This window comes from Herbiconiux dendrobii, assembly GCF_052048175.1.
In the GTDB taxonomy this organism is placed as follows: Bacteria; Actinomycetota; Actinomycetes; order Actinomycetales; family Microbacteriaceae; genus Herbiconiux.
The window spans coordinates 227,692-249,549 of sequence record NZ_JBLZQV010000002.1 but is presented as its reverse complement, the minus strand read 5'-3'; the positions used below and the strand labels follow the sequence as shown (position 1 = coordinate 249,549).

The 21,858-nt window shown below is 71.8% G+C and carries 17 protein-coding genes and 1 tRNA gene; 12 read left to right on the top strand and 6 right to left on the bottom strand.

All coding sequences use genetic code 11. The features are described 5' to 3' along the window. The first annotated feature begins 1 nt into the window (after nucleotide 1). Nucleotides 2–2,494 (top strand): ATP-binding cassette domain-containing protein, encoded by a 2,493-nt coding sequence (locus ACN4JJ_RS06145; RefSeq protein WP_440709034.1) that lies wholly within the window; start codon nucleotides 2–4, stop codon nucleotides 2,492–2,494. Between the two features lie 69 nt (nucleotides 2,495–2,563). Next, a complete protein-coding gene (locus tag ACN4JJ_RS06140) occupies nucleotides 2,564–3,325 on the top strand; it encodes a helix-turn-helix domain-containing protein (protein WP_440709033.1) in 762 nt (253 codons plus the stop codon). Between the two features lie 54 nt (nucleotides 3,326–3,379). On the opposite strand, the gene pgm is transcribed toward ACN4JJ_RS06140, so the two are convergent. Beyond that, nucleotides 3,380–5,008: a phosphoglucomutase (alpha-D-glucose-1,6-bisphosphate-dependent) gene (pgm, locus tag ACN4JJ_RS06135; protein ID WP_440709032.1), complete on the bottom strand. Its 1,629-nt coding sequence runs from the start codon at nucleotides 5,006–5,008 to the stop codon at nucleotides 3,380–3,382. Nucleotides 5,009–5,194: 186 nt separating this feature from the next. Here pgm and ACN4JJ_RS06130 point away from each other — a divergent pair, with 186 nt between their 5' ends. After that, nucleotides 5,195–6,436, top strand: coding sequence for a cell wall-binding repeat-containing protein (locus tag ACN4JJ_RS06130; RefSeq protein WP_440709031.1), 1,242 nt, complete (start codon nucleotides 5,195–5,197; stop codon nucleotides 6,434–6,436). 57 nt (nucleotides 6,437–6,493) lie between these two features. Further along, on the top strand, nucleotides 6,494–7,426 hold the full coding sequence (pheA, locus tag ACN4JJ_RS06125; RefSeq protein WP_440709030.1) for a prephenate dehydratase: 933 nt from the start codon (nucleotides 6,494–6,496) through the stop codon (nucleotides 7,424–7,426). Between the two features lie 186 nt (nucleotides 7,427–7,612). Here the strand turns inward: pheA and argG are convergent, their stop codons facing one another. The 3 genes from argG to ACN4JJ_RS06110 form a co-directional block, all read right to left on the bottom strand. Further along, a complete protein-coding gene (gene argG / locus ACN4JJ_RS06120) occupies nucleotides 7,613–9,058 on the bottom strand; it encodes an argininosuccinate synthase (RefSeq protein ID WP_440709029.1) in 1,446 nt (481 codons plus the stop codon). An 87-nt stretch (nucleotides 9,059–9,145) separates the two neighbouring features. After that, complete coding sequence (locus tag ACN4JJ_RS06115; protein WP_440709028.1) at nucleotides 9,146–10,573, bottom strand: maltokinase N-terminal cap-like domain-containing protein; 1,428 nt, start codon at nucleotides 10,571–10,573, stop codon at nucleotides 9,146–9,148. 59 nt (nucleotides 10,574–10,632) lie between these two features. Further along, entirely contained in the window at nucleotides 10,633–11,040 is a 408-nt protein-coding gene (locus ACN4JJ_RS06110) for a DUF5997 family protein (RefSeq protein WP_440709027.1), read from the bottom strand. A gap of 79 nt (nucleotides 11,041–11,119) precedes the next feature. On the opposite strand from ACN4JJ_RS06110, the gene ACN4JJ_RS06105 reads away from it, so the two are divergent. Beyond that, complete coding sequence (locus ACN4JJ_RS06105) at nucleotides 11,120–11,893, top strand: LysR family transcriptional regulator substrate-binding protein (RefSeq protein ID WP_440709026.1); 774 nt, start codon at nucleotides 11,120–11,122, stop codon at nucleotides 11,891–11,893. 65 nt (nucleotides 11,894–11,958) lie between these two features. Here ACN4JJ_RS06105 and ACN4JJ_RS06100 read toward each other — a convergent pair whose 3' ends face one another. Continuing rightward, nucleotides 11,959–13,035, bottom strand: a complete 1,077-nt coding sequence (locus tag ACN4JJ_RS06100; protein ID WP_440709025.1) for a diacylglycerol/lipid kinase family protein — start codon at nucleotides 13,033–13,035, stop codon at nucleotides 11,959–11,961. 85 nt (nucleotides 13,036–13,120) lie between these two features. On the opposite strand from ACN4JJ_RS06100, the gene serS reads away from it, so the two are divergent. The 7 genes from serS (at nucleotide 13,121) to ACN4JJ_RS06065 (ending at nucleotide 20,583) form a co-directional block, all read left to right on the top strand. Beyond that, nucleotides 13,121–14,389, top strand: coding sequence for a serine--tRNA ligase (gene serS, locus ACN4JJ_RS06095; protein WP_440709024.1), 1,269 nt, complete (start codon nucleotides 13,121–13,123; stop codon nucleotides 14,387–14,389). Then, nucleotides 14,386–15,216 carry an HAD family hydrolase gene (locus ACN4JJ_RS06090; protein WP_440709023.1) on the top strand — a complete coding sequence of 277 codons (831 nt, stop codon included), beginning with the start codon at nucleotides 14,386–14,388 and terminating at the stop codon, nucleotides 15,214–15,216. The genes serS and ACN4JJ_RS06090 overlap by 4 nt, the downstream gene beginning before the upstream one ends. 103 nt (nucleotides 15,217–15,319) lie before the next feature. Beyond that, nucleotides 15,320–15,406: transfer RNA gene (locus ACN4JJ_RS06085), tRNA-Ser, on the top strand. Nucleotides 15,407–15,471: 65 nt separating this feature from the next. Then, the gene (locus tag ACN4JJ_RS06080) at nucleotides 15,472–17,163 is read left to right on the top strand and encodes a sensor histidine kinase (RefSeq protein WP_440709022.1); all 1,692 of its coding nucleotides are present in this window, start codon (nucleotides 15,472–15,474) and stop codon (nucleotides 17,161–17,163) included. Between the two features lie 109 nt (nucleotides 17,164–17,272). Beyond that, complete coding sequence (locus tag ACN4JJ_RS06075) at nucleotides 17,273–18,547, top strand: LCP family protein (protein WP_440709021.1); 1,275 nt, start codon at nucleotides 17,273–17,275, stop codon at nucleotides 18,545–18,547. A 22-nt stretch (nucleotides 18,548–18,569) separates the two neighbouring features. Beyond that, a complete protein-coding gene (locus ACN4JJ_RS06070; protein ID WP_440709020.1) occupies nucleotides 18,570–19,850 on the top strand; it encodes an LCP family protein in 1,281 nt (426 codons plus the stop codon). 79 nt (nucleotides 19,851–19,929) lie between these two features. After that, nucleotides 19,930–20,583 carry an alpha/beta fold hydrolase gene (locus ACN4JJ_RS06065; RefSeq protein WP_440709019.1) on the top strand — a complete coding sequence of 218 codons (654 nt, stop codon included), beginning with the start codon at nucleotides 19,930–19,932 and terminating at the stop codon, nucleotides 20,581–20,583. A gap of 118 nt (nucleotides 20,584–20,701) precedes the next feature. Here ACN4JJ_RS06065 and ACN4JJ_RS06060 read toward each other — a convergent pair whose 3' ends face one another. Beyond that, nucleotides 20,702–21,853 (bottom strand): LacI family DNA-binding transcriptional regulator, encoded by a 1,152-nt coding sequence (locus ACN4JJ_RS06060; RefSeq protein ID WP_440709018.1) that lies wholly within the window; start codon nucleotides 21,851–21,853, stop codon nucleotides 20,702–20,704. Nucleotides 21,854–21,858: the final 5 nt, after the last annotated feature.

Sequence of the window (21,858 nt, the reverse complement as noted above, 5' to 3'; positions counted from 1 at the left end):
AGTGACCCCACCCGCACCGCTGCTCACCCTGGCGGGCATCGGCAAGCGCTACCCCGGCGTGCGTGCGCTCGACGACGTCAGCGTCACCGTCCTGCCGGGCGAGGTGCACGCCGTGCTCGGCGAGAACGGCGCGGGCAAGTCGACGCTCGTGGGCGTCGCCGCCGGGTCGGTCGTCCCCGATGAGGGAACGATCGACCTCGGCGGGGTCACCCGCTCCCGCATGGTGCCGCGCGAGGCGCGCGAGCGCGGGCTGGCGATCGTCTACCAGATCCCCGCGCTCGCGCCCTCGCTCACCGTGGTCGACGCCATGCTCCTGCTGCTGCCGGAGTCGGTGCGGCCGTCCCGCCGCACGGCGACCGCCTGGACCGCGCAGCTCTTCGCGCGGCTCGGTCTCGAGATCGACGTGCGCCGGCGGGTGTCGGCGATCTCGCAGCGCGAGGCGCATCTGGTGGAGATCGCGGCCGCCCTCGCCTCCGATCCGAAGGTGCTCGTGCTCGACGAGCCCACCGAGGCGCTCGGAGCCGACGAGACGGCCTGGCTGTTCGCCCAGGTGCACGACCTGCTCGCCAAGGGGGCGGGGGTCGTGTACATCACGCACCGCATCCCCGAGGTGCTGGAGATCGCCGACCGCATGACGGTGCTCCGCGACGGCAAGGTGGTGGGCCGAGGCGACGTGGCCTCGTACACGGCCGACGAGATCGTGGAACTGATCGTGGGCCGATCGCTGGAGACCACGTTCCCCGACAAGGCGGTGGCCGGCGCGGGAACCGAGGTGCTCACCACCTCGGGCCTCACCGGCCGGGCCTTCCGGGACGTGGCCTTCACGGCCCGGGGCGGCGAGATCGTCGGCCTCGCCGGCGTGGAGGGCAACGGCCAGCGCGAGTTCATGAAGGCGCTCGCCGGGGCCGTCCGCGGCGCGGGCGAGCTGCGGCTGAACGGTCGCGAGCTGCGCGGTCTGAACACCAAGCGCGCCACCGCCGCAGGCATCGTCTGGCTGCCGGGCGACCGTCTCGGCGAGGCGATGTTCGGCCAGCTGAGCGTGCGCGAGAACGTGATCGCCCCGAACCTCGCGCAGGCCATGCCGGCCGGAGTCGTGGCGCCCCGCACCGAGGACCGCCTCGTGCACGAGGCCATCGGCGGCCTCGCGGTGAAGACACCCACCCTCGAGACGCCCATCACCTCGCTCTCCGGCGGCAGCCAGCAGAAGGTGCTGCTCGCCCGGGCCCGGCTCGGCAGCCCCGCGGTGCTGCTGGTGGAAGACCCGACGCAGGGGGTGGATGCCGGTGCCCGGGTGGAGATCTACTCCTTCCTGCGGGCGATGGCCGACGACGGCGTGGCCGTGGTCATCCTCTCCACCGACGCCGTCGAGCTCGAAGGGCTCTGCGACCGCGTGGTGGTGTTCTCGCGCGGGCGGGTGCAGGCCGAGTTCGAGGGAGCCGGCCTCACCGAGCGCGCCATCACCGGCGCCGCCGTGCTCGCCACCGAGACCTCGATCAACGACGACGCGGATGCCGCCGAGCTCACCTCGAAGAAGGGCCTGCCGTTCTACCAGCGCGGTGAGGTGCAGACGGTCTCGCTCGTCGTGATCGCGATGCTGCTCGGCCTCGTCACCGCCGGCGTCGCGCCCTCGTTCCTCAGCCCGTTGAGCCTCGGGCAGCTGCTCGCCTCGGCCGCCATCCTCATCCTGGTCGGCCTGGCGCAGCTGGCGGTGGTGATCACGGGCGGCATCGACCTGTCGATCGGCTCGGTGGTGGCCCTGGCGGCGGTCATCGTCTCGTTCTTCGGCGAGGCCGGCCCCGGGTTCCTGCTGCTCGGCTTCGTGCTGGCGATCGCCGCGGGCGCCGTGGTGGGCGTGGTGAACGGTCTGCTGGTGACCCGGCTGGGCATGCCGCCCGTCATCGCCACGCTCGTCTCCTCGATCGCCGTGCTCGGCAGCGCCCAGCTGCTGCGGCCGCAGCCCGGCGGCCAGGCGAGCGCCGACCTCATGACCGCCCTCGGCACGGCCATCGCGGGGGTCCCGCTGGTGCTCGTCGTCGCCGTCGTGGTGGCCGTGCTGCTCTGGCTGGGTCTCAACAACACCGGTCTCGGCCGCGGCTTCCGCGCGGCGGGGTCGGATGCGGTGAAGGCCAACCGCATGGGCGTGGACGTGAACCGGATGCGCCTCACGGCCACGGTCGCCTCGGGTGTGCTCGCCTCGATCGCGGGCATCGTGCTGTTCACGAAGACCGGCATCGGGGACGCGGGGGCGGCGCAGGCCTTCACCCTCACCTCGGTCACGGCCATCGTGATCGCGGGCGTCAGCATCTTCGGCGGCTCGGGCTCGGCCCTCGCGGTGGGGGCGGCGGCGCTGCTGCTGCAGACGATCACGAGCGCGCTGCCGTTCCTCGGCGTGAACCTCTCCTGGCAGTACTGGCTCCAGGGCCTGTTCGTGCTGGTGGCCGCGGTGCTGCCGATGGCGGTGAGGCTGCGCCGGCGTCGCTCGATCCCGGGATAGGTGCTCGCATCCGGGGGCCGCGGGCGGGCCCACGGTCTAACCTGGGGAAGGATCATCGAGGAGCGACCCATGCCGAGCAGCACACCCCCGGAGGACGAGCCCACCGCCGTGCGCCGGGAGGCCACGGCGGGTGTGGGCGAGCGCATCCGGGAGGCGCGGCAGGCGGCGGGCATCTCGCTGCGCGAGTTCGGCAGCCGGGTGGGCGTCTCGGCGAGCTTCCTCTCCCAGGTGGAGCTGGGGCGGGCCATGCCGTCGATGGGCACGCTCTGGACGATCGTGTCGGCGCTCGACCTGTCCTTCGACGCGCTGCTCGGCACCGACACCGGCGGCCCGGCGGGCACCGCCTCCGCGGCGGCGGGCCGCATCCCGGCGCCCGAGCGGCTCACGGGCGTGGGCATCCCGGGCCTGCAGCGTGCCGGTACCTCGCCCGACATCCGGATCGGCGGAGTGCGCTGGGAGCGGCTGACGCCCGGCGACGACCCGCTGGTCGAGTTCGTGCGGGTCACCTACTCGCCGGGAAGCGAGTCCAGCCCGGCCGACAACATGATGCGGCACACGGGACTGGAGTACATGCACGTGGTCAGCGGTCAGATGGACATCCAGATCGGCTTCGACCGCGACACCGTGCAGGAGGGTGACAGCCTCACCTTCGAGGCGGCCGTGCCCCATCGCATCCACAACCCCTACGGGGTCGACTGCGTGTCGGTGTGGACGGTGGTGGGGCGGCACGGCTTCGCGCACCCGCGCGACATCGCCAAGCGGTTGTCGGAGCAGGGCGGCGGATCGGTGACGATGCACTTCGGCACCGACGGCCACCACTTCTCCGACTGAGCCGCCTGCCGCCGGCCGCTGCCCGCCTGCCGCCGGGCGAGAGCAGCCTTCGGGCTACGCGCCGAGGGCCGCGTCGACGATCTGCTTGGCCTCGGCCTGCACGGCCTTGAGGTGGTCGGGGCCTACGAAGCTCTCGGCGTAGATCTTGTACACGTCCTCGGTTCCGGAGGGACGCGCCGCGAACCAGGCCTTCTCGGTCACGACCTTCACGCCGCCCACCGCCGCCCCGTTGCCGGGGGCGTGCGAGAGCTTGGCGACGATCGGATCGCCGGCCAGGGTCGTGGCCGGGATGGCGTCGCCGTCGAGCTTGGCGAGCTCGGCCTTCTGCGCCTTGCTCGCGGGGGCGTCGATCCGCTCGTAGACCGGGTCGCCGAACTCCTCGGTGAGCTCCGCGTAGAGCTGCGAGGGGGTCTTGCCGGTGACGGCGAGGATCTCCGAGGCCAGCAGGGCGAGCAGGATGCCGTCTTTGTCGGTGGTCCAGACGGTGCCGTCGAAGCGCAGGAAGGAGGCTCCCGCCGACTCCTCGCCACCGAAGCCGACGGTGCCGTCGACGAGCCCGGGCACGAACCACTTGAAGCCCACCGGCACCTCCCAGAGGGTGCGGCCGAGCGATGACGCCACGCGGTCGATCATCGAGCTGGAGACGAGGGTCTTGCCGATCGCCGCATCCGGCTGCCAGCCCTCGCGCCGCGAGTACAGGTACTGGATGGCGACCGCCAGATAGTGGTTGGGGTTCATGATGCCGGCATCCGGGGTCACCACGCCGTGGCGGTCGGCGTCGGCGTCGTTGCCCGTCGAGATGTCGTAGTCGTGCCTTCTCGCCACGAGCGAGGCCATGGCGTAGGGGCTCGAGCAGTCCATTCGGATCTTGCCGTCCCAGTCCAGCGTCATGAAGGCCCAGCGCGGGTCGACGGTCTCGTTCACGACCTGCATGTTGAGGCCGTAGCGGTCGCGGATGAGTTCCCAGTACTCGACGGAGGCGCCGCCGAGCGGGTCGGCGCCGATGCGGATGCCGGACTTCTGGATGGCGTCGAGGTCGATGACGTTCACCAGGTCGGCCACGTAGTGCTCGCGGAAGTCGTACGTCCCCGAAGGGGTCGCCTCGTCGCGGCTCACGCGCTTGACGTCGCGCAGGCCGCCGGCGATCAGTTCGTTCGCCCGGTCGGCGATCCAGCCGGTCGCATCCGAGTCGGCCGGTCCGCCGTGCGGGGGGTTGTACTTGAAGCCGCCGTCGCCGGGCGGGTTGTGGCTCGGGGTCACGACGATGCCGTCGGCCTGGTCGGCGTTGCCCGCCTTGTTGTAGGCGAGGATGGCGTGGCTCACGGCCGGGGTCGGGGTCCAGCTGTCGCGCGAGTCGGTCCACACGGTCACGCCGTTGGCGATCAGCACCTCGAGCGCGGTGTCTTCGGCGGGCTTGGACAGCCCGTGCGTGTCGCGCCCGATGAACAGCGGACCGGTGATGCCCTGGCCGGCGCGGTATTCCACGATCGCCTGCGTGATGGCGGCGATGTGGTCATCGTTGAACGCCGTGTTGAAGCTCGAGCCGCGGTGCCCGCTGGTGCCGAAGATCACCTTCTGCTCGGGGTCGGTGACATCCGGATGCCCGTCGTAGTAGGCCGCCACGAGGGCGTCGACGTCGATCAGGTCTTCGGGAAGGGCGACTGTGCCTGCGCGCTCATGCATGCCCCAAGTCTGGCACTGCTGCGGCGCGGCCGTGGAATGTCGCGCCGGACTCTCTATGAAAAAGAATGAAACTCTGTCATCATTAGGCGACGAAAGCTCACCTACGAGAGGTAGTCCATCATGTTCCAGATCGGATCGCATTCCCTTCCACGCCCATCCCGGTCCGGCCGGGTGGCGGGAGTCGTCTTGGCGGCCGCGGTCGTCGCCGGAGTGGCTCTGTCCGGTGCCGTGCCGGCGAACGCCTTCACACTGGCGGTCGACGACGCCTACGAGCTCGGGGCGGAGGGAGCATTCACCGCGCCGCCCGGTGGAATGCTCGCCAACGACGAGGAGGTGAGCTTCCCCGGCGCCTACCTGCACATCGAGACCCCGCCTCAGCACGGCACGCTGAGCAAGGTCGACGATGCCGGCAACTTCACCTACACGCCGGCCCCGGGGTTCTTCGGCACCGATACGTTCGTGTACTGCGTGAAGGTGCCCGCCTCTCCGAACTCTTGCACCGCCGGCCCCGCGACGGTGTCGCTGACGGTGAAGCCGCATCTCGAGCGGATCGGTGCGGCCGATCGTTTCGCCGAGGCGGCCGCCATCGCGACCTCGCGTTTCGCTCCCGACGTCGCATCCCTGTACCTGGCATCGGGTTCCGTCTTCGCCGACGCCCTCTCGGCGGGATCACTGGGATCGCCCATTCTGCTGGCGACCCGAGACTCCATTCCCGACGCCACCCAGGCCGCTCTCACTCAGCTCCGGCCGAAGAAGATCATCGTGCTGGGCGGCTACAACACGCTGAGTTCGGGGGTCGAACAGGCGCTGAGCGTCTACTCCGGATCGGTGGTCCGGCTCGGCGGAGCCGACCGCTTCGCGGTCTCCGCGGCCGTGTCGCAGTTCACCTTCCCGCCCGTTCGCCCGGTGTACGTGGCGTCGGGCGAGGTGTTCCCCGACGCGCTCTCCGCCTCCGCCGCGGCGGGTGCCTTCGGAGCCCCCGTCCTGCTCGTGCAGAAGAACGCCGTGCCCGATGCGATCGGTGCCGAGCTCGCCCGGCTCAAGCCCACCAGGATCGAGGTGCTGGGCGGCACGAGCACCATCTCCGACGACGTCATCGAAGCGCTCCAGAAGATCGCTCCCACCACGCGCACGGCGGGCGCCGACCGGTACGCGGTGGCAGCGGGAGCCTCGGCGGCGGTCTTCAACCCGATGATCACCCACGTGATCTACATCGCCTCCGGTGAGGTGTATCCCGACGCCCTCTCGGGGTCGCCCGCCGCGATCTCGCAGCACTCGCCGGTGCTGCTCGTCGGCAAGAGCCAGATACCGGCGGCGACGGCGGCGGAGCTGACCCGCCTCCACCCCACGCGCATCGTGGTGCTCGGCGGGCTCAACACGATCTCGCAGCAGGTGGAGGACGGGCTGAAGACCTACCTGGCGAAGTGACGCCGCAGGGCCTGCCGGCCGCATCCGGTGCGGGATGCGGTCGGTAGGCTCGGAGGCATGTCGGAGACGTACAGCTACTTGGGGCCATCGGGGACGTTCACGGAGGCCGCACTCGCCCAGGTGCCGGAGGCGCAGGGCAAGACCTGGCGCTCGGTCAACAACGTGGGCGAGGCGCTCGAAGACGTCGTGTCGGGGCGCAGCGTGGCCGCGATGATCGCGATCGAGAACTCGATCGAGGGCGGCGTCTCCGCCACGCAGGACGCGCTGGCGAGCATCCCGAACCTGCGGATCGTGGGCGAGTACCTCGTGCACGTGCAGTTCGTGCTGGTGGCCCGGCCCGGAACCCGGCTCGAAGACGTGAAGGTCGTCAACGCGCATCCGGTGGCCTATGCCCAGACCCGCAACTGGCTCGACGCGAATGTGCCGACGCACGGGCACATCCCGGCCACCTCGAACGTGGCCTCGGCGCTCAATCTGTTCGAGAACGACCTGGCGGACGCGGCCGTCGCGCCCCCGCAGATCGTGCAGCACCACGACTTCGAGGTGCTGGCCGAGAACATCGCCGACAACGCGAACGCCGTCACGCGCTTCGTGCTCGTGTCGCGGGATGCGGCGATCCCGCCGGCGACCGGCGCCGACAAGACGAGCATCATCGCCGAACTGCCCGAGGACCGGGCCGGCGCGCTGCTGGAACTGCTCGAGCAGTTCTCGACCCGCGGCGTGAACCTCTCGCTGCTGGAGTCTCGGCCGATCGGCGACGCCCTCGGCCGGTACCGCTTCGTGATCGACGCCGACGGGCACATCACGGATGAGCGGGTGGCCGACGCGCTGCTCGGGGTGCGGCGCTTCAGCCCGAACATCATCTTCTTGGGCTCGTACCCCCGCGCCGACAAGGCCCCCGTGGAATACGTGCCCCGTTACGACGACGAGGTCTTCGTGGAGGCCCGCGACTGGCTCCGCGGCCTCCTCACGGGCGAGCCCGGGGCCTGAGCGCCCCACCCCCTTCGCCGACCCGTCACTCAGTCCCGCTCAGGGGTGCCCAGAACGGTACTGGGTGACGGTTCGGCGGAGGTGGGTGGCGGACGCGGGACCTCGAGATGATGCCGACCCGTCACTTCGTCCCGCTCAGGGGTGTCCAGAACGGTACTGAGTGACGGGTCGGCGGAACTGGGGTCGCTAGTCGGTGCCGGAGTCGAAGGCGGCGCCCTCGGAGGCCAGGTCGGTGGCGCGGTCGAGCGCGTCGGACTCGGCCGACGACGCGCCGGGGTCGCCCGCGAGGATGCCCTCGGACTCACCCGGCTCGAGGCGGCCGACCAGGTCGGCCGTGGCGCCCGCCACGATGCCGAGCGCGGCGTACTGCTCGAGCCGCGCGCGGGAGTCGGCGATGTCGAGGTTGCGCATGGTGAGCTGGCCGATGCGGTCGTCAGGGCCGAAGGCGGCGTCGCCCACGCGCTCCATCGAGAGCTTGCCGGGGTGGTAGCTGAGACTCGGGCCCGTGGTGTCGAGGATCGTGTAGTCGTCGCCTCGACGGAGCTTGAGCGTGACCTCGCCGGTGACCGCCGAGCCCACCCAGCGCTGCAGCGACTCGCGCAGCATCAGCGACTGCGGGTCGAGCCAACGGCCCTCGTACATCAGGCGGCCGAGCTTGCGGCCCTCGGCGTGGTAGTTGGCCAGGGTGTCTTCGTTGTGGATGGCGTTCAGCAGGCGCTCGTAGGCGATGTGCAGCAGCGCCATGCCGGGCGCCTCATAGATGCCGCGGCTCTTGGCCTCGATGATGCGGTTCTCGATCTGGTCGGAGGCGCCCAGGCCGTGACGGCCGCCGATGGCGTTCGCCTCGAGCACGAGCGCCACGGCATCCGGGAACTCCTGACCGTTCAGCGCGACCGGACGGCCCGCCTCGAAGCGCACGGTGACGACCTCGGTGGCGATCTCGACGTCGTCGCGCCAGGCGGCGACGCCCATGATCGGCTCCACGATCTCCAGGCCCGTGCTCAACTCTTCGAGGCGCTTGGCCTCGTGCGTGGCGCCCCAGATGTTGGCATCCGTCGAATAGGCCTTCTCGGTGGAGTCGCGGTAGGGGAAGCCGCGCGCGACCAGCCACTCGCTCATCTCGGTGCGGCCGCCGAGCTCGTTCACGAACGAGGAGTCGAGCCACGGCTTGTACACGCGCAGGCGCGGGTTGGCCAGCAGGCCGTAGCGGTAGAACCGCTCGATGTCGTTGCCCTTGTAGGTGCTGCCGTCGCCCCAGATGTCGACGCCGTCTTCCTTCATGGCCCGCACCAGCAGGGTGCCGGTGACGGCGCGGCCGAGCGGCGTGGTGTTGAAGTAGGTCTTGCCGCCCGAGCGGATGTGGAACGCACCGCAGGCGAGCGCGACCAGCCCCTCCTCGACCAGCGCGGCCTTCGCGTCGACCAGCCGCGCGATCTCGGCACCGTACTCGAGGGCACGGCCGGGCACCGCGTCGATGTCGGGCTCGTCGTACTGACCGATGTCGGCGGTGTAGGTGCAGGGCACCGCGCCCTTCTCGCGCATCCACGCCACGGCGCAGGAGGTGTCGAGGCCGCCGGAGAAGGCGATGCCGACGCGTTCGCCGACGGGAAGGGAGCTGAGAACCTTGGACATGGTGTCGATCCTATTTGCCCGCGGCCCAGGCGCCGAAACGCGGCCCGATTGTGGAGAACTCCCGGCCGACTCCGGCCTGTGCAGAACTTATCGGGCGCGGTTCGCGAGGTGACGGATGGCACCCGCCGGGATGGCCACCCATTCGGGCCGGTTGCGGGCCTCGTAGCCCACTTCGTAGAGCGCCTTGTCGAGCTCGAAGGCGTCGAGGAGTTCGCGCTGCTCCCGCAGCGGCAGCCCCGACCGCGCGCTGTACCCGTCGATGAACGCGTCCCGCGCCTCGTGCGCCCACGCCGCCGCCGCCGAGGCGTGCGGTGTCGACGCCAGCGTTCCCGCCACGTAGTCGAACGAGCGCAGCATGCCGGCCACGTCGCGCAGCGTCACATCCGGTTCGCTGCGCTCGGCCAGCGGCCGCAACGGCTCGCCCTCGAAGTCGAGCAGCACCCAGCCCCGCCCGGGCACGGCCAGCACCTGCCCCAGGTGGTAGTCGCCATGGATGCGCTGGAATGCCGGCCACGAGGCCGCCTCCGCCATCCGGAACACCCTTTCGATCGCCTCGGCCTCCGATGCGAGCGACGGCACATCGGCGAACGCCTGGGTCGCCCGATCGCGCATGCTGTTCAGGATGCCGCCGACATCCGAGGCGGTCGCCTCCCGCGCCGGGAACAACCGGGCCAGCTCGCTGTGCACCTGTGCCGTGGCCTCGCCGAGCGCGAACGCGAGAGCGCCGAACGACTCCCCGGCCTCGGCCGAGCGAAGCGCGACCCGCCAGGCGTCCTCCACCTCGGGGATGAACTCCTGCGCGAAGGCCAGGTGTCCGGATGCCCGCCCGCCCGGCTGCCGCGGGTCGTTCCAGCTGCCGGTGACCGAGCCGATCGAGCGCGGAACCAGGCGGGAGCCGGCATCCGACAGCGCCGACTGCACCACGGCATCCGGATTCTGCCCGTCGGACAGCGCCCGGAACAGCTTGCAGATCACCGGCGTGGCCGGCTTGCCGTTCAGGTGCACGAGGTCGTAGATGATCGAGGTGTTCGACTGCTCGCCGCGCAGCACGTGCGAGTCGGTGACCCGCACCTCGCCGCTGGTGAGGGCGTGGTGCCCGGCCACCTCGACGCCGTCGGAGTGCTCGCCGCGCTCGTGCTCGTCGTCGAGCATGAGGCCGAGCAGCGCGCGCGTGAACGCCGGGTCGTGCGGGGCGTCGTAGATGAACAGCGGCGATCCGTCGATGGTGGCGCGCTCGATCAGCGCCTTGTCGCCGCCCAGCAAGCTGGAGGAGCGGAAGGTCAGCGGCACCTGGTAGAGCACCGGATCCGCGGCCGATTCGTCGAGGATGAGGTGCGTCTGCAGCGCCACCTGATGGCGGTGGTCGACGAGCGACCAGACGCCCACGAGGGACAGCTCGGGCAGCGATCCGGCTTCGACGCCGGCGGACGCGTACCAGCGCTGGTGCGTCATCCATTCGGCTAGCGCCGGCCGGACTTCGCGAGTACGGGGGATGCTCACCGAGGAGACGCTCATGGATCGGACACTACGCCGAGCCGCACCGACCCGCCAGGCTTCGGCGGGGGATCCGGAGCTCAGTCGTCGGCGCGCTCGGCGGCGAGCGCCGCCTTGCCGGCCTTCTCGTCTTTGATGCGGCGGTTCTCGGCACGCACCTCGGCCTGCGTCGCGCGCTCGGCGACCAGCCACGCGGGCGGGGCCTGCAGCAGCTCGGAGATCTGCGCGGTGGTGAGCGCCTCGGTGACCTCGGCGCGGGCGAGGCCCGAGATCGAGACGCCGAGTTTGCGGGCCACGATGTCGCGCGGGTGCGGCCCGTTCAGCCGCAGCTCGACGAGCCACTCCGGCGGCGACTCCAGCAGCTCGTTCAGGGTCGAGCGGGTGACCGGCCCCTCCTGGAACTCGGCGGGCGCCGCCGGCAGGTAGATGCCGAGCTTCTTCGCGGCCGTGGTGGGCTTCATGGTCTGCGGCGTCTTCTCGGGGCTCATCTGCACAGCGTATCCTGGGCCTGCCCGCTTGTCGGGTGCGCCGCCGGAGGGGCGGCATCGAGCGGCGGAGGGAGCCGGCATGGCCTTCCGTGTGGCGTTCGTGGCGGGGGTGACCCCGGCCAAGTGGTTCCGGGTGTGGAACGAGCGGTTCCCCGACGACCCGATCGAGGTGCTCCCCGTGGAGTCGGTGCCCACCGGCTCCGACGAAGCCCTGCGGATGCTGGCCGAAGACCGCGCCGACGCCGCCTTCGTGCGCCTGCCGGTGCCGGGCGACGGCGTGCACGCCATCCCGCTCTACACCGAGCAGCCCGTCGTGGTGGTGCCCAAAGACCACGAGGTGGGCGCCGTGGAGGCGACCTCCCTCACCGAACTGGCCGAGCTCGGGCGCATCGACGAGGAGGCCGGGCGCCCGGGCCTCCGGATGCTGTCGATCGCCCCGGGGCCGACGGGGGGAGCGGATGCGATGGAACTCGTCGCCGCGGGAGCCGGGCTGCTGGTCGTTCCGCAGGCGGTCGCCCGGCTGTTCGCCCGGAAGGACGTGGTGGCGCGGCCGGTCGAGGGGGCCGAGGAGACGCGCGTGGCGCTGGCCTGGCCCGCGGGTCTGGACGAGGAGCGCGACGCACGCGTGCAGGAGTTCGTGGGCGTGGTGCGCGGCCGCACCGCCAACAGCTCGCGCATGACCGCGGCCGAGACGGCCGAGCTGCGCGCCCAGAAGCCCACGGCCAAGGCGAAGGCGCGTGCGGCCGAGGCCCGCGCCGCGGAGGCCCGCAAGAACCCGCAGAAGAAGAAGGCCGTCGCGAAGCCCATCGCCGGCCGCACGCGAGCCCCCGGCCGCCGCCGCGGCTCGCGCTAGCAGCACCCGCACGCTTTCGGAGGCGGTGACCGCGGGGTTCCTGCGCGAATGCGCACCGTCGAGCTCTATACGGGCTCGGTGCCCGCTATTTCCGCACGAACCCCGTCCATTGCCGCGCCGGAGGCGGCGACCGCGGGGGCGGCCGGCGCCGGCACGCGCACCATGAGTCCCTCGGCGTGCACCCAGGTGTGCACGGCGGTGGCCACACCGAACTCGTCGCCGTCGAGCTGGATCTCCTGCGCCGTCTCCAGCGTCAGCTCGAAGTCCTTGCCGGTCGCGTAGCGCACCGAGCGCACGTCGCGCGAGAGGTCGATGATCTTGCGGCCCGCGGCCGACTTCCGCAGCACCCCGTTCTGGAACGCGAGCTTGTTCCACACCTTCAGCCAGCCGAAGGGGCCCTCCGGCCGCAGGGTCACGATGTCGAGGTGGCCGTCGTCGGGACGGGCATCCGGAATCAGCAGCAGCCCGCCCGGCAGCAGCCCGCAGTTGCCCACCATCACCGAGTGCGCCGAGGTGGTGCGCCACGGCGAGCCGTCGAGCGAGTACCGCAGCTTCACCGGCCGCAGTTCCGGCAGCGCGCGCCCGATGCCGTCGACGTAGGCCAGCCAGCCCACCTTCCGCTTCAGGGTGGTGTTGGTCTTCGCGATCATCTTCGCGTCGATGCCGAGACCGGCCATCACGAGGAACACGTGCTCCGAGGCCGATCCGTCGGCCCGCGTGATGCGGGTGAGCCCCAGGTCGATCGGCTTGCTGATGCCGGTGAACACGTTCTTCACGGCGAGCTCGACGTTGGTGAGGTTCATGTCGAGGTTGCGGGCGAGCAGGTTGCCGGTGCCGACCGGCAGCAGTCCCAGCGCCACTCCGCTGCCCCGCAGGCCCTCGGCCACGGCGCGCACGGTTCCGTCTCCGCCTGCGGCCATCACCACGGCGGCTCCGGATGCCACGGCCTCGCGCGTCACGCCCTGCCCCGGGTCTTCCACCGTGGTCTCGAACCACAGCGTCTCGCCCCAGCCGGCGGCGGCCTCGGCGGCCGCGACCATGGTGCGCAGGCGGCTCGCATCCACCTTCACGGGGTTGAGAACCACGGCCGCACGCCGCGCGCCGGCCCCCGGCGCCCCCGCGTCCCCCATAGTCTCGCCCACGGACTCACCGTACCCGCCCTGCCCTGTGCCAGGCCGCCAGGCCCGCGCCGAATCCCTGTCGTGGCCGCAAAGTAGGATGGGACCCGTGATCGATCCAGTGCTCCTGCGCGAACAGCCCGACCTCGTCCGAGAATCGCAGCGGGCCCGGGGCTCCTCCGTCGAACTCGTCGACCAGGCGCTCGCCGCCGACACCGAGCGCCGGGCCGCCATCCTCGAGTTCGAGAACCTGCGCGCCGAGCAGAACGCCTTCGGCAAGCAGGTCGCGGCCGCGCCCAAAGACGAGAAGAAGGCCCTGGTCGCCCAGGCGCAGCAGCTCTCCGCCGACGTGAAGGCGGCCGGCACGCGGGCGACGGATGCCGAGGCCGCGTTCACCACCACGGCGCGCGCCATCCAGAACATCGTCATCGACGGAGTTCCCGAGGGCGGCGAGGAGAACTTCGTCACCCTGCGCGAGGTGGGCACGAAGCCCGCCTTCGACTTCCCGCCGCGCGACCACGTGGAGCTCGGCGAATCGCTCGAGCTGTTCGACCTCGCCCGCGGTGCGAAGGTGTCGGGTGCGCGCTTCTACTTCCTCACCGGCATCGGCGCCCGCCTCGAGATCGCGCTGATGAATCTCGCCCTCGACCGGGCGCTCGCCGCAGGCTTCACGCCGCTGATCACCCCCACCCTGGTGCGCCCCGAGACGATGGACGGCACCGGCTTCCTCGGCGAGCACGGCGACGAGGTGTACTACCTGCCGGCCGACGACCTCTACCTCACGGGCACCAGCGAGGTGGCGCTGGCCGGCTTCCACATGGGCGAGATCCTCGACCTCTCCAAAGGCTCGAAGCGCTATGCCGGCTGGTCGACCTGCTACCGGCGCGAGGCCGGGTCGCACGGAAAAGACACCCGTGGCATCCTGCGCGTGCACCAGTTCAACAAGCTGGAGATGTTCAGCTACGTGCTGCCCGAGAACGCCGAGACCGAGCACGAGGCCCTGCTGAGCTACCAGGAGGGGATGCTCACCGACCTCGGCCTCGCCTACCGCGTGATCGACGTGGCCGCGGGCGACCTGGGCTCCAGCGCCGCCCGCAAGTTCGACACCGAGGCCTGGGTGCCCTCACAGCAGACCTACCGCGAGCTCACCTCCACCTCGAACTGCACCACGTACCAGGCGCGCCGCCTCGACACCCGGTACCGCACCGAGTCGGGAAAGACGGCCCCGGTCGCCACGCTGAACGGCACGCTCGCCACCACGCGCTGGATCGTCGCCCTGCTCGAGACGCACCAGCAGGCCGACGGATCGGTCGTGATCCCCGAGGTGCTCCGGCCCTACCTCGGCGGGCTCGAGCTGATCGAAGCGCCGGCGCCGTGAGCGCGGAGACTGTGGGCGCAGTGGCCGGTCACGAGCGCTGGCTGGTCGCCCTGGACATCGACGGAACGGTGCTGCACGAAGACGGCTCGCTGAGCGATATCGTCGGCGCCGAGGTGCGCCGCGTGGTGGCCGACGGCAGCGAGGTGATGCTCGCCACCGGCCGTTCGGTGGCCTCGACGCTGCCCGTGCTGGGCCTGCTCGGCATCACCCCGCAGTACGTGGTCTGCGCCAACGGCGCGGTCACGTTGAAGCGGGATCCGGATGCTCCGCTCGGCTACAGCCCCGACCACATCGAGACCTTCGACCCGGGCCCCGTGCTCACCACCATCCGCTCCCACCTGGCCGACGCGCTGTTCGCGGTGGAGGACGACGACGGCCGCTTCTTCCACACCGAGGCGTTCCCCGAGTCGGTGCTCGGCGCCGGCCACGAGCAGGTCGGCTTCGACGAGCTGCGGCAGGTGGAGGCCACCCGCGTGGTGGTGATCTCGCCCGACCACGACATGGAGGACTTCCTGGCCGTGGTCGAGCGGATGGGGCTGCACCGGGTGAGCTACTCCATCGGCTGGACGGCGTGGCTGGACATCGCACCCGACGGCGTGAACAAGGCCACCGGGCTGGAGCGCGTGCGCGCGCTGCTCGGCATCCCGCGCGACCGCGTGATGGCGATCGGCGACGGCCGCAACGACGTCGACATGTTCCGCTGGGCGGGCGCCGAGGGCCGTGCCGTCGCCATGGCGCAGGCTCCCGCCGACGTGATCGAGGCGGCCACCGAGGTCACCGGCTCGCTGGACGAGGACGGCGTGGCCCGGGCGCTCGCCACCCTCTGACGCGCGCCCGCGCGGGCCGCGTCCGTGCCGCATCCGCCGCGCATCCGGCGCCCGCGGTAGGATCGGGGCTGGTCGTGTGACGCTCTCGGGCGGAGCGCGGTCGGGAGGGCTGTCCGAGCGGCCGATGGAGCCAGTCTTGAAAACTGGTGAGGTGTGAAAGCCTTCTAGGGTTCGAATCCCTAGCCCTCCGCGGTGCGGCAACGGCCCGGGGCATCCGGGTGCTCATCCGCCGCCGTGGTTGATCGGGGGATCGGGATGGCCGCTGCGGATCCGCTGGCCCGCACCCGCGGAGCCGCCTCCGCCCAACTGCTGCTCGTCTGCGCCGTCGTGGTGGTGGTGCTCTTCGGGGCTCTGGCCGATCCGGCCTCGCTCACCCCGGGGCTCCTGGCCGGCGTCGCCCTGATCGCCGCGCTGACCGTCGTCACTCTGGTGCTCGGCCGGAACGAGGCGGCCCGGGTCAGCCCCTGGATGGCCCTGGTGCCGCTGGCCGGGATCCTGGCCTGTGCGCTCATCCGGGCCGAGCTGATCGGGATGCTGCCGTCGGTGGGCATGATCGTCGTCTTCCCCGTCGTCTGGCTGGCGTTCTCCTTCCCGTGGTATCTCGCCGGGCTCGGCGTGCTCGCCACGGTGGGCGTGACGCTGTACCCGATGCTCGAGGCCGACGAGTGGCCGCTCACCTTCGCCGAGTGGGCCCGGGTGTGGACGCTCCCGATCCTGGTGGGGTTGCTCGCCGTGGGGACTTTCGCCGTCGCCCAGGAGCTGCGGCGTTCGGAACGGCGGCGCTCGGGCGCGGCGCATCGGATGCGCGACGCGCTGCGCTCCACCGCCGAACAGACCTCCACCATGCAGGCCATCACCGACACCACCGCCGATGCGGTGGCGCTGTTCGATCCGGCCGGTGCGCCGCTGCTGATCAATTCCTTCGCGCGCGAGGTGGCGATCCGGGCGGGCATCCCGGCCGACCTGCGCGACGATGCGGGACGGGCCGAGGTGCACGCCGAGGTGTACGCCGCCGATCGGGTGACGCGGTTGAGCGTGGGGCCCGAGCTCGTGCGGCGGGCCCTGGCCGGTGCCTATTCGGGAGCCACGCTGATCTGGGTCGGACCGCCGGGCACCCAGCGCGCCATCTCGTTCGTGGCGAGACCCGTGACGGGCGCCGCCGGCGAGCTGCTCGGGGCCGTGATCGTGGGGCACGACGTGACCTCGCTGATCGAGGCCGTGGAGGTGCGCGATCGCTTCCTCGACACCGTCGGGCACGAGCTGAAGACGCCGCTCACGGCGATCCTCGGGCATGCGGCCCTGCTGGAGGCCGGCGACGAGGCGAGCCGGCGGTCGGCTGCGATCATCGAGGCCGCGGGGGAGCGGCTGCTCACCGCGGTGAACCAGCTGCTCGCGGCCGGCCGCAGCGACATCGCCGAGGCCGCACCCTCGCTCGTGGCGGTGGCGCCGCTGGTGGAGGGCATCCGCTCGCGCGTCGACGAGCGGGCGCGGGAGGCGGGCGTCGACCTGTTCGTGGTCGACGACGGTGCGGGCGCCGCCCGTGCCGACGCCCGCGACCTCGCGCAGATCGTGGAGGCCCTGGTGTCGAACGCGGTGGCGTTCACGCCGCCGGGTGGTTCGGTGACGGTGACGCTGGGGCGGGCGGCCGCATCCGCACCCCAAGCGGGCACCGTGGCATCCGGAGCCCGCGCCCCGCTCGACGTTCCGGCGGGAGACCCGGAGGTCGTCATCGAGGTGGCCGACACCGGCGTGGGCATGACCGCCGACGAGCTGCGCCAGGCGACGGATGCCTTCTACCGCACTCCCTACGCCGAGAAGCAGGCCGTTCCGGGCCTCGGTCTCGGCCTCACGATCGCGCACAAGCTCGCGGTGGCGAACCGTGCCACGCTCGACCTCACCTCGACGCCCACCGGCACCCGCGCGACGCTGCACCTCCCCGCCGGCTGACCGGCGCCGCGAGCGGTCCGTGAGAGCGCTCTCAATAGGACTCACAGTTTCATGCGTCATCATGAAAGATCCCGTTCGTCCACCCGCAGCCCCGAGAACCCACCCGAGCATGAGCCATCCGATCGCCCGACACGGCCGGCTGAAGACCCCGAACCGTCTCGCCTTCGTCGCCCGTCTCGCCGCCGTCGCCGCCACCGTGGTCGCGGTCAGCGGAGCGGCGTTCGCCGGCTACGCCACCTGGAGCGTCTCGAGCGAGGTGCAGACCGTCGCGCTCGCCGGCGACGACGCCGGCCCGCCGCCGCAGATCTCGGCGATCGACGGCGGCGTGAACCTGCTGCTCGTCGGCAGCGACAGTCGCGCCGGTCAGGGCGACGCGTACGGCGACACCGAGGGCAACCTCAACGACGTGACGATGCTGATGCACATCGCGCAAGACCACTCAAGCGCCACCGTCGTGAGCTTTCCCCGCGACCTGGTGGTGCCCGTCCCCTCCTGCCCCGACCCCGCCGGCGGCAGCTTCGACGCCATGAGCGCGCAGCCCATCAACGTCACCCTCTCCTACGGCGGCCTGCCGTGCACGGTGCTGACGGTGGAGGCGCTCACCGGGCTCCGCATCCCCTTCGCCGCCGAGATCCAGTTCAACGGCGTGATCGAGATGTCGAACGCGGTGGGCGGCGTGCCCGTGTGTGTGGTCGACCCGATCGACGACGAGTACACCGGCGTGGTGCTCGACACCGGAACGCACACGCTGCAGGGGGCGGATGCGCTCGGCTTCCTGCGCACCCGGCACGGGGTCGGCGACGGCAGCGACCTCGGGCGCATCTCCTCGCAGCAGGTCTTCCTCTCCTCCCTGGTGCGCACGATCAAGAGCGGCTCCACGCTGAGCGACTTCGGCAAGGTGTACGGGCTCGCGCGGGCCGCATCCGGCAACATGATGCTCTCGCAGAGCCTCGCCTCGGCCGACACGATGGTGTCGATCGGGCTGGCGTTGAAGGACATCCCGCTCGAGAAGGTGACCTTCGTGGCGTATCCCGGCAGCACCGACGGCGCTGGCGTCTACGCCGGCAAGGTCGAGCCGCTCTACGACGACGCCGAGGTGCTGTTCCAGGCGATCGCCGAAGACCGGGCCGTGGTGACGGCCGATCCGGCGAACACCGGCGTGGGGGCCGTGGTCGACCCGAACGCGGCGACGGATGCCGCGGCGGGCGAGCCGGCGGCGAGCGGCGCCGCGACCGACGGGTCGCAGCCCACCAGCACGGCACCGGATGCGGCCGCCGACACGGCCGACGGCGCGAATGCCGCCGCCGCGGCCACCGCCCTGCCACAATCGATCACGGGGCAGACGGCAGCGGAGTACACCTGCTCGAAGGGGAACGACTATTAGCGCACGTACGAAGCAGGTGCCGGTGGCACGCCACGGCCGGCAGACGTCGCCGCATCCGGTGCGTGCGATCGTCACCGTGCTCACCGCCTCGCTCGCCGTCGCCCTCGTGAGCGGCGCCTCCCTCGCGGCCTACGCCGCCTGGGACGTGACGAGCTCCATCACCACCGTCACCCTGCTCTCCGACGAGGCCGCCGCCGAGCCCGGCGCCGCAGCCCCGCCCGAGATCTCGGCGATCGACGGCGGCGTCAACCTGCTGCTGGTGGGCAGCGACAGCCGTACCGGCCAGGGCGACGCCTACGGCGACGACGAGGGCGCCGAGCTCAACGACGTGACGATGCTGATGCACATCTCGCAAGACCACACCAACGCCACGGTGGTGAGCTTCCCGCGCGACCTCGTGGTCGACATCCCGGAGTGCCCCGAGGGCGGCGGCTACACCGCGCCGATCAACGAGTCGCTCTCGCAGGGCGGCCTGGCCTGCACGGTGCTGACGGTGGAGAGCCTGTCGGGGCTCAGCATCCCGTTCGCCGCCGAGATCCAGTTCAACGGCGTGATCGAGATGTCGAACGCGGTGGGCGGCGTGCCCGTGTGCGTGGCCGAACTGATCGACGATCCGTACACCGGCGTCTACCTCGAGCCCGGCACCTCGAACCTGAGCGGGGCGGATGCGCTCGGCTTCCTGCGCACCCGGCACGGCGTCGGCGACGGCAGCGACCTGGGGCGGATCTCGTCGCAGCAGGTGTTCCTGTCGTCGCTCGTGCGCACCATCAAGAGCGACTCGACCCTCACCGACTTCGGCAAGCTGTACGGTCTCGCGAAGGCGGCGGCGAGCAACATGACGCTCTCACAGCGGCTCGCCTCGCCCGACACGATGGTGTCGATCGCGCTCTCGCTGAAGGACATGGACCTCTCGAAGGTGACCTTCGTGGCCTACCCGAGCTTCTCGGCGGACTGGGTGCCGGTGGGCAAGGTGGCGCCCGACACGGATGCGGCCGACATCCTGTTCGCGGCGATCCAGGCCGACCAGTCGGTGGCCGTGGCGACGCCGGGCGGCATCGCCTCGGAGCTCGACCCGAACGCTCCGGTGACGTCGGATCCGGCGGCGACGGCGGTGCCGGTCGATCCGGCGGTTCCTGTGGACCCGGATGCGCCTGTGGACCCCGAGGCGCCGGTCGACCCCGAGGCGCCGGCGACGACCGAGCCCGAGCCCGGCTCGGTGAACGCCGACGGTTCCACCGTGCTGCCCTCGAACGTGAAGGGCCAGACGGCCGCCGACTACACCTGCTCCGTCGGCAACAACTGACGCGCGGGTCTGGCCGCTTGGGTCACGCCTGACGGGTGCGGGGCCGCGGGCGGATGTACTGCGACGGTAGCGTGGGGGCATGGCCGCCGAACTGCTGTGGGACGGGCCCGCCGAGGGGCCGGTGCTCGTGCTCGCACACGGAGCGGGCGCGGCCATGGACTCGGCGTGGATGAATCGGATGGCGACGCTGCTGGCCGAGCGCGGCATCCGCACGGCCCGCTTCGAGTTCGCGTACATGGCGGCCAGACGGCCGACGACCGACGGCCCGGGCTCGCGCAAGCCGCCGCCCCGAGCCGAGAAGGTGCTCGACGAGTACCGCGCGGTGGTGGCGCAGGTCGTGGCCGAGACGGGTGCGCCGGTGGCGATCGGGGGAAAGTCGATGGGCGGCCGGGTGGCCAGCATGGTGGCCGACGAGCTGCACGCCGCGGGCGAGGTGAGTGCTCTGGTGTGCCTCGGGTACCCGTTCCATCCGCCGGGGTCGCCCGGGAAGCTGCGCACGGCGCACCTCGAGGGGCTGCAGACCCCGGCGCTGATCGTGCAGGGCACGCGTGACCCGTTCGGCACGGTGAGCGAGGTTGCGGCCTACCCGCTCGCGCCGGGCATCCGCGTGCTCTTGCTCGACGACGGGGAGCACGAGTTCAAGCCGCGGGTGACGATCTCGGGGCACACGCACGAGCAGCACCTGGCTGCGGCGGCGGATGCGGTGGCCGCGTTCGTGAGGTCGCTCGGCTGAGCTGCGGCGCCGCGGGCGATCGATGCCGTGGAGCGGTGGGCGGGTGCCCCGGCTCTGCTCGGGGGCTCCGAGGGGTTCTCAGCGGCGCTCGGGAGCGCTCAGGGGCGCTCGGGAGCGCTCAGGGGCGCTCGGAGCCGCGGAGGATCAGCCGGGTCGGCAGCACCGTGGGGGCGGAGGGGGTCGCGCCGGCGCCGGGGTTCTCGAGCCGGGCGAGCAGCGCGCGGGCGGCGGTCTCGCCCATCAAGGCGACGTCTTGCGCCACCACCGAGACGCCCGGGCGCATGAGCGTGGCCGACTCGAAGTCGTCGAAGCCGATCAGCGGCAGCCGGGAGCCGGAGCGCGTGAAGGCGTCCAGGGCGCCGATCGAGGAACGGTTGTTCGCCGCGAACACCGCGTCGACGCGGCCGGTGCCGAGGAGGTCGTCGACGATCTCGGAGGCCTCCGCGGCGGAGTGCGCCGACGTGACGACGAGCTCGTCGCCGATGGCGGGTGTGGGGGCGTCGGGGCCGGCTCCGGATGCGGCGGACTCGAGTGCCAGGCGGTAGCCGTCGAGGCGCTCGCGCATGGTGTGCAGCTCGAGCGAATCGCCGAGGAAGAGCACGCGGCGGGCGCCGTGCCGCAGCAGTTCGCGGGTGGCGGCCTCCGCGCCGCCGCGGTTGTCGGCGAGCACGGTCCCGGCGAGCACGGTCCCGGCGAGCGCCGTTCCGGCGAGCGTCGTTCCGGTGGCGGCCGCTCCGCTGGGGTCGGTTTGCGGGGCGTCGGTGCCGGTGGTGCCGGAGTCCGTTTCGGCCCCGGAGGAGGTCGCGGAGCCCTCCGCGAGCGGGCGGTCGATCGCCACCAGCGGCACCAGGCCGGCGGCGGCGGCCCAGCCGGTGGTGTCGTGGCGGGGTGGGGAGACGATGAGGCCGTCGACGCGCTGGGCCACCAGGCGGTCGACCAGAAGGCGGTGCCGTTCGGCGTCCTCCTCCGAGCTGACGGTCATCAGGAGGTAGCCGCTGGCGCTGAGCTCGCGTTCCACCGCGCGCGCGAGCATCGCCCAGTAGGGGTTGGCGAGGTCGCTGATGACCAGGCCGATCACCTTCGCCGAGCGACCGGGCCGGATGCTCGCCGCCGCCAGGTTGTGCCGGTAGCCGAGCGTGACGATCGCCGCGGCGATGCGGGCCGCCAGCTCGGGGTCGATGTTGGTGGCCCCGTTGACGTGGCGTGACACGGTCTTCAGGCTCACGCCCGCGGCCGCCGCGACGTCGTTCATGGTGGGCGGCTTGGGCATGGCAT

Coding starts and splice junctions, on each gene's coding strand:
- ACN4JJ_RS06140 (WP_440709033.1), top strand. CDS start 2,564: ATGCCGAGCAGCACACCCCCGGAGGACGAGCCCACCGCCGTGCGCCGG.
- pgm (WP_440709032.1), bottom strand. CDS start 5,008: ATGCATGAGCGCGCAGGCACAGTCGCCCTTCCCGAAGACCTGATCGAC.
- pheA (WP_440709030.1), top strand. CDS start 6,494: ATGTCGGAGACGTACAGCTACTTGGGGCCATCGGGGACGTTCACGGAG.
- argG (WP_440709029.1), bottom strand. CDS start 9,058: ATGTCCAAGGTTCTCAGCTCCCTTCCCGTCGGCGAACGCGTCGGCATC.
- ACN4JJ_RS06115 (WP_440709028.1), bottom strand. CDS start 10,573: ATGAGCGTCTCCTCGGTGAGCATCCCCCGTACTCGCGAAGTCCGGCCG.
- ACN4JJ_RS06110 (WP_440709027.1), bottom strand. CDS start 11,040: ATGAGCCCCGAGAAGACGCCGCAGACCATGAAGCCCACCACGGCCGCG.
- ACN4JJ_RS06105 (WP_440709026.1), top strand. CDS start 11,120: ATGGCCTTCCGTGTGGCGTTCGTGGCGGGGGTGACCCCGGCCAAGTGG.
- ACN4JJ_RS06080 (WP_440709022.1), top strand. CDS start 15,472: ATGGCCGCTGCGGATCCGCTGGCCCGCACCCGCGGAGCCGCCTCCGCC.
- ACN4JJ_RS06075 (WP_440709021.1), top strand. CDS start 17,273: ATGAGCCATCCGATCGCCCGACACGGCCGGCTGAAGACCCCGAACCGT.
- ACN4JJ_RS06065 (WP_440709019.1), top strand. CDS start 19,930: ATGGCCGCCGAACTGCTGTGGGACGGGCCCGCCGAGGGGCCGGTGCTC.
- ACN4JJ_RS06060 (WP_440709018.1), bottom strand. CDS start 21,853: ATGCCCAAGCCGCCCACCATGAACGACGTCGCGGCGGCCGCGGGCGTG.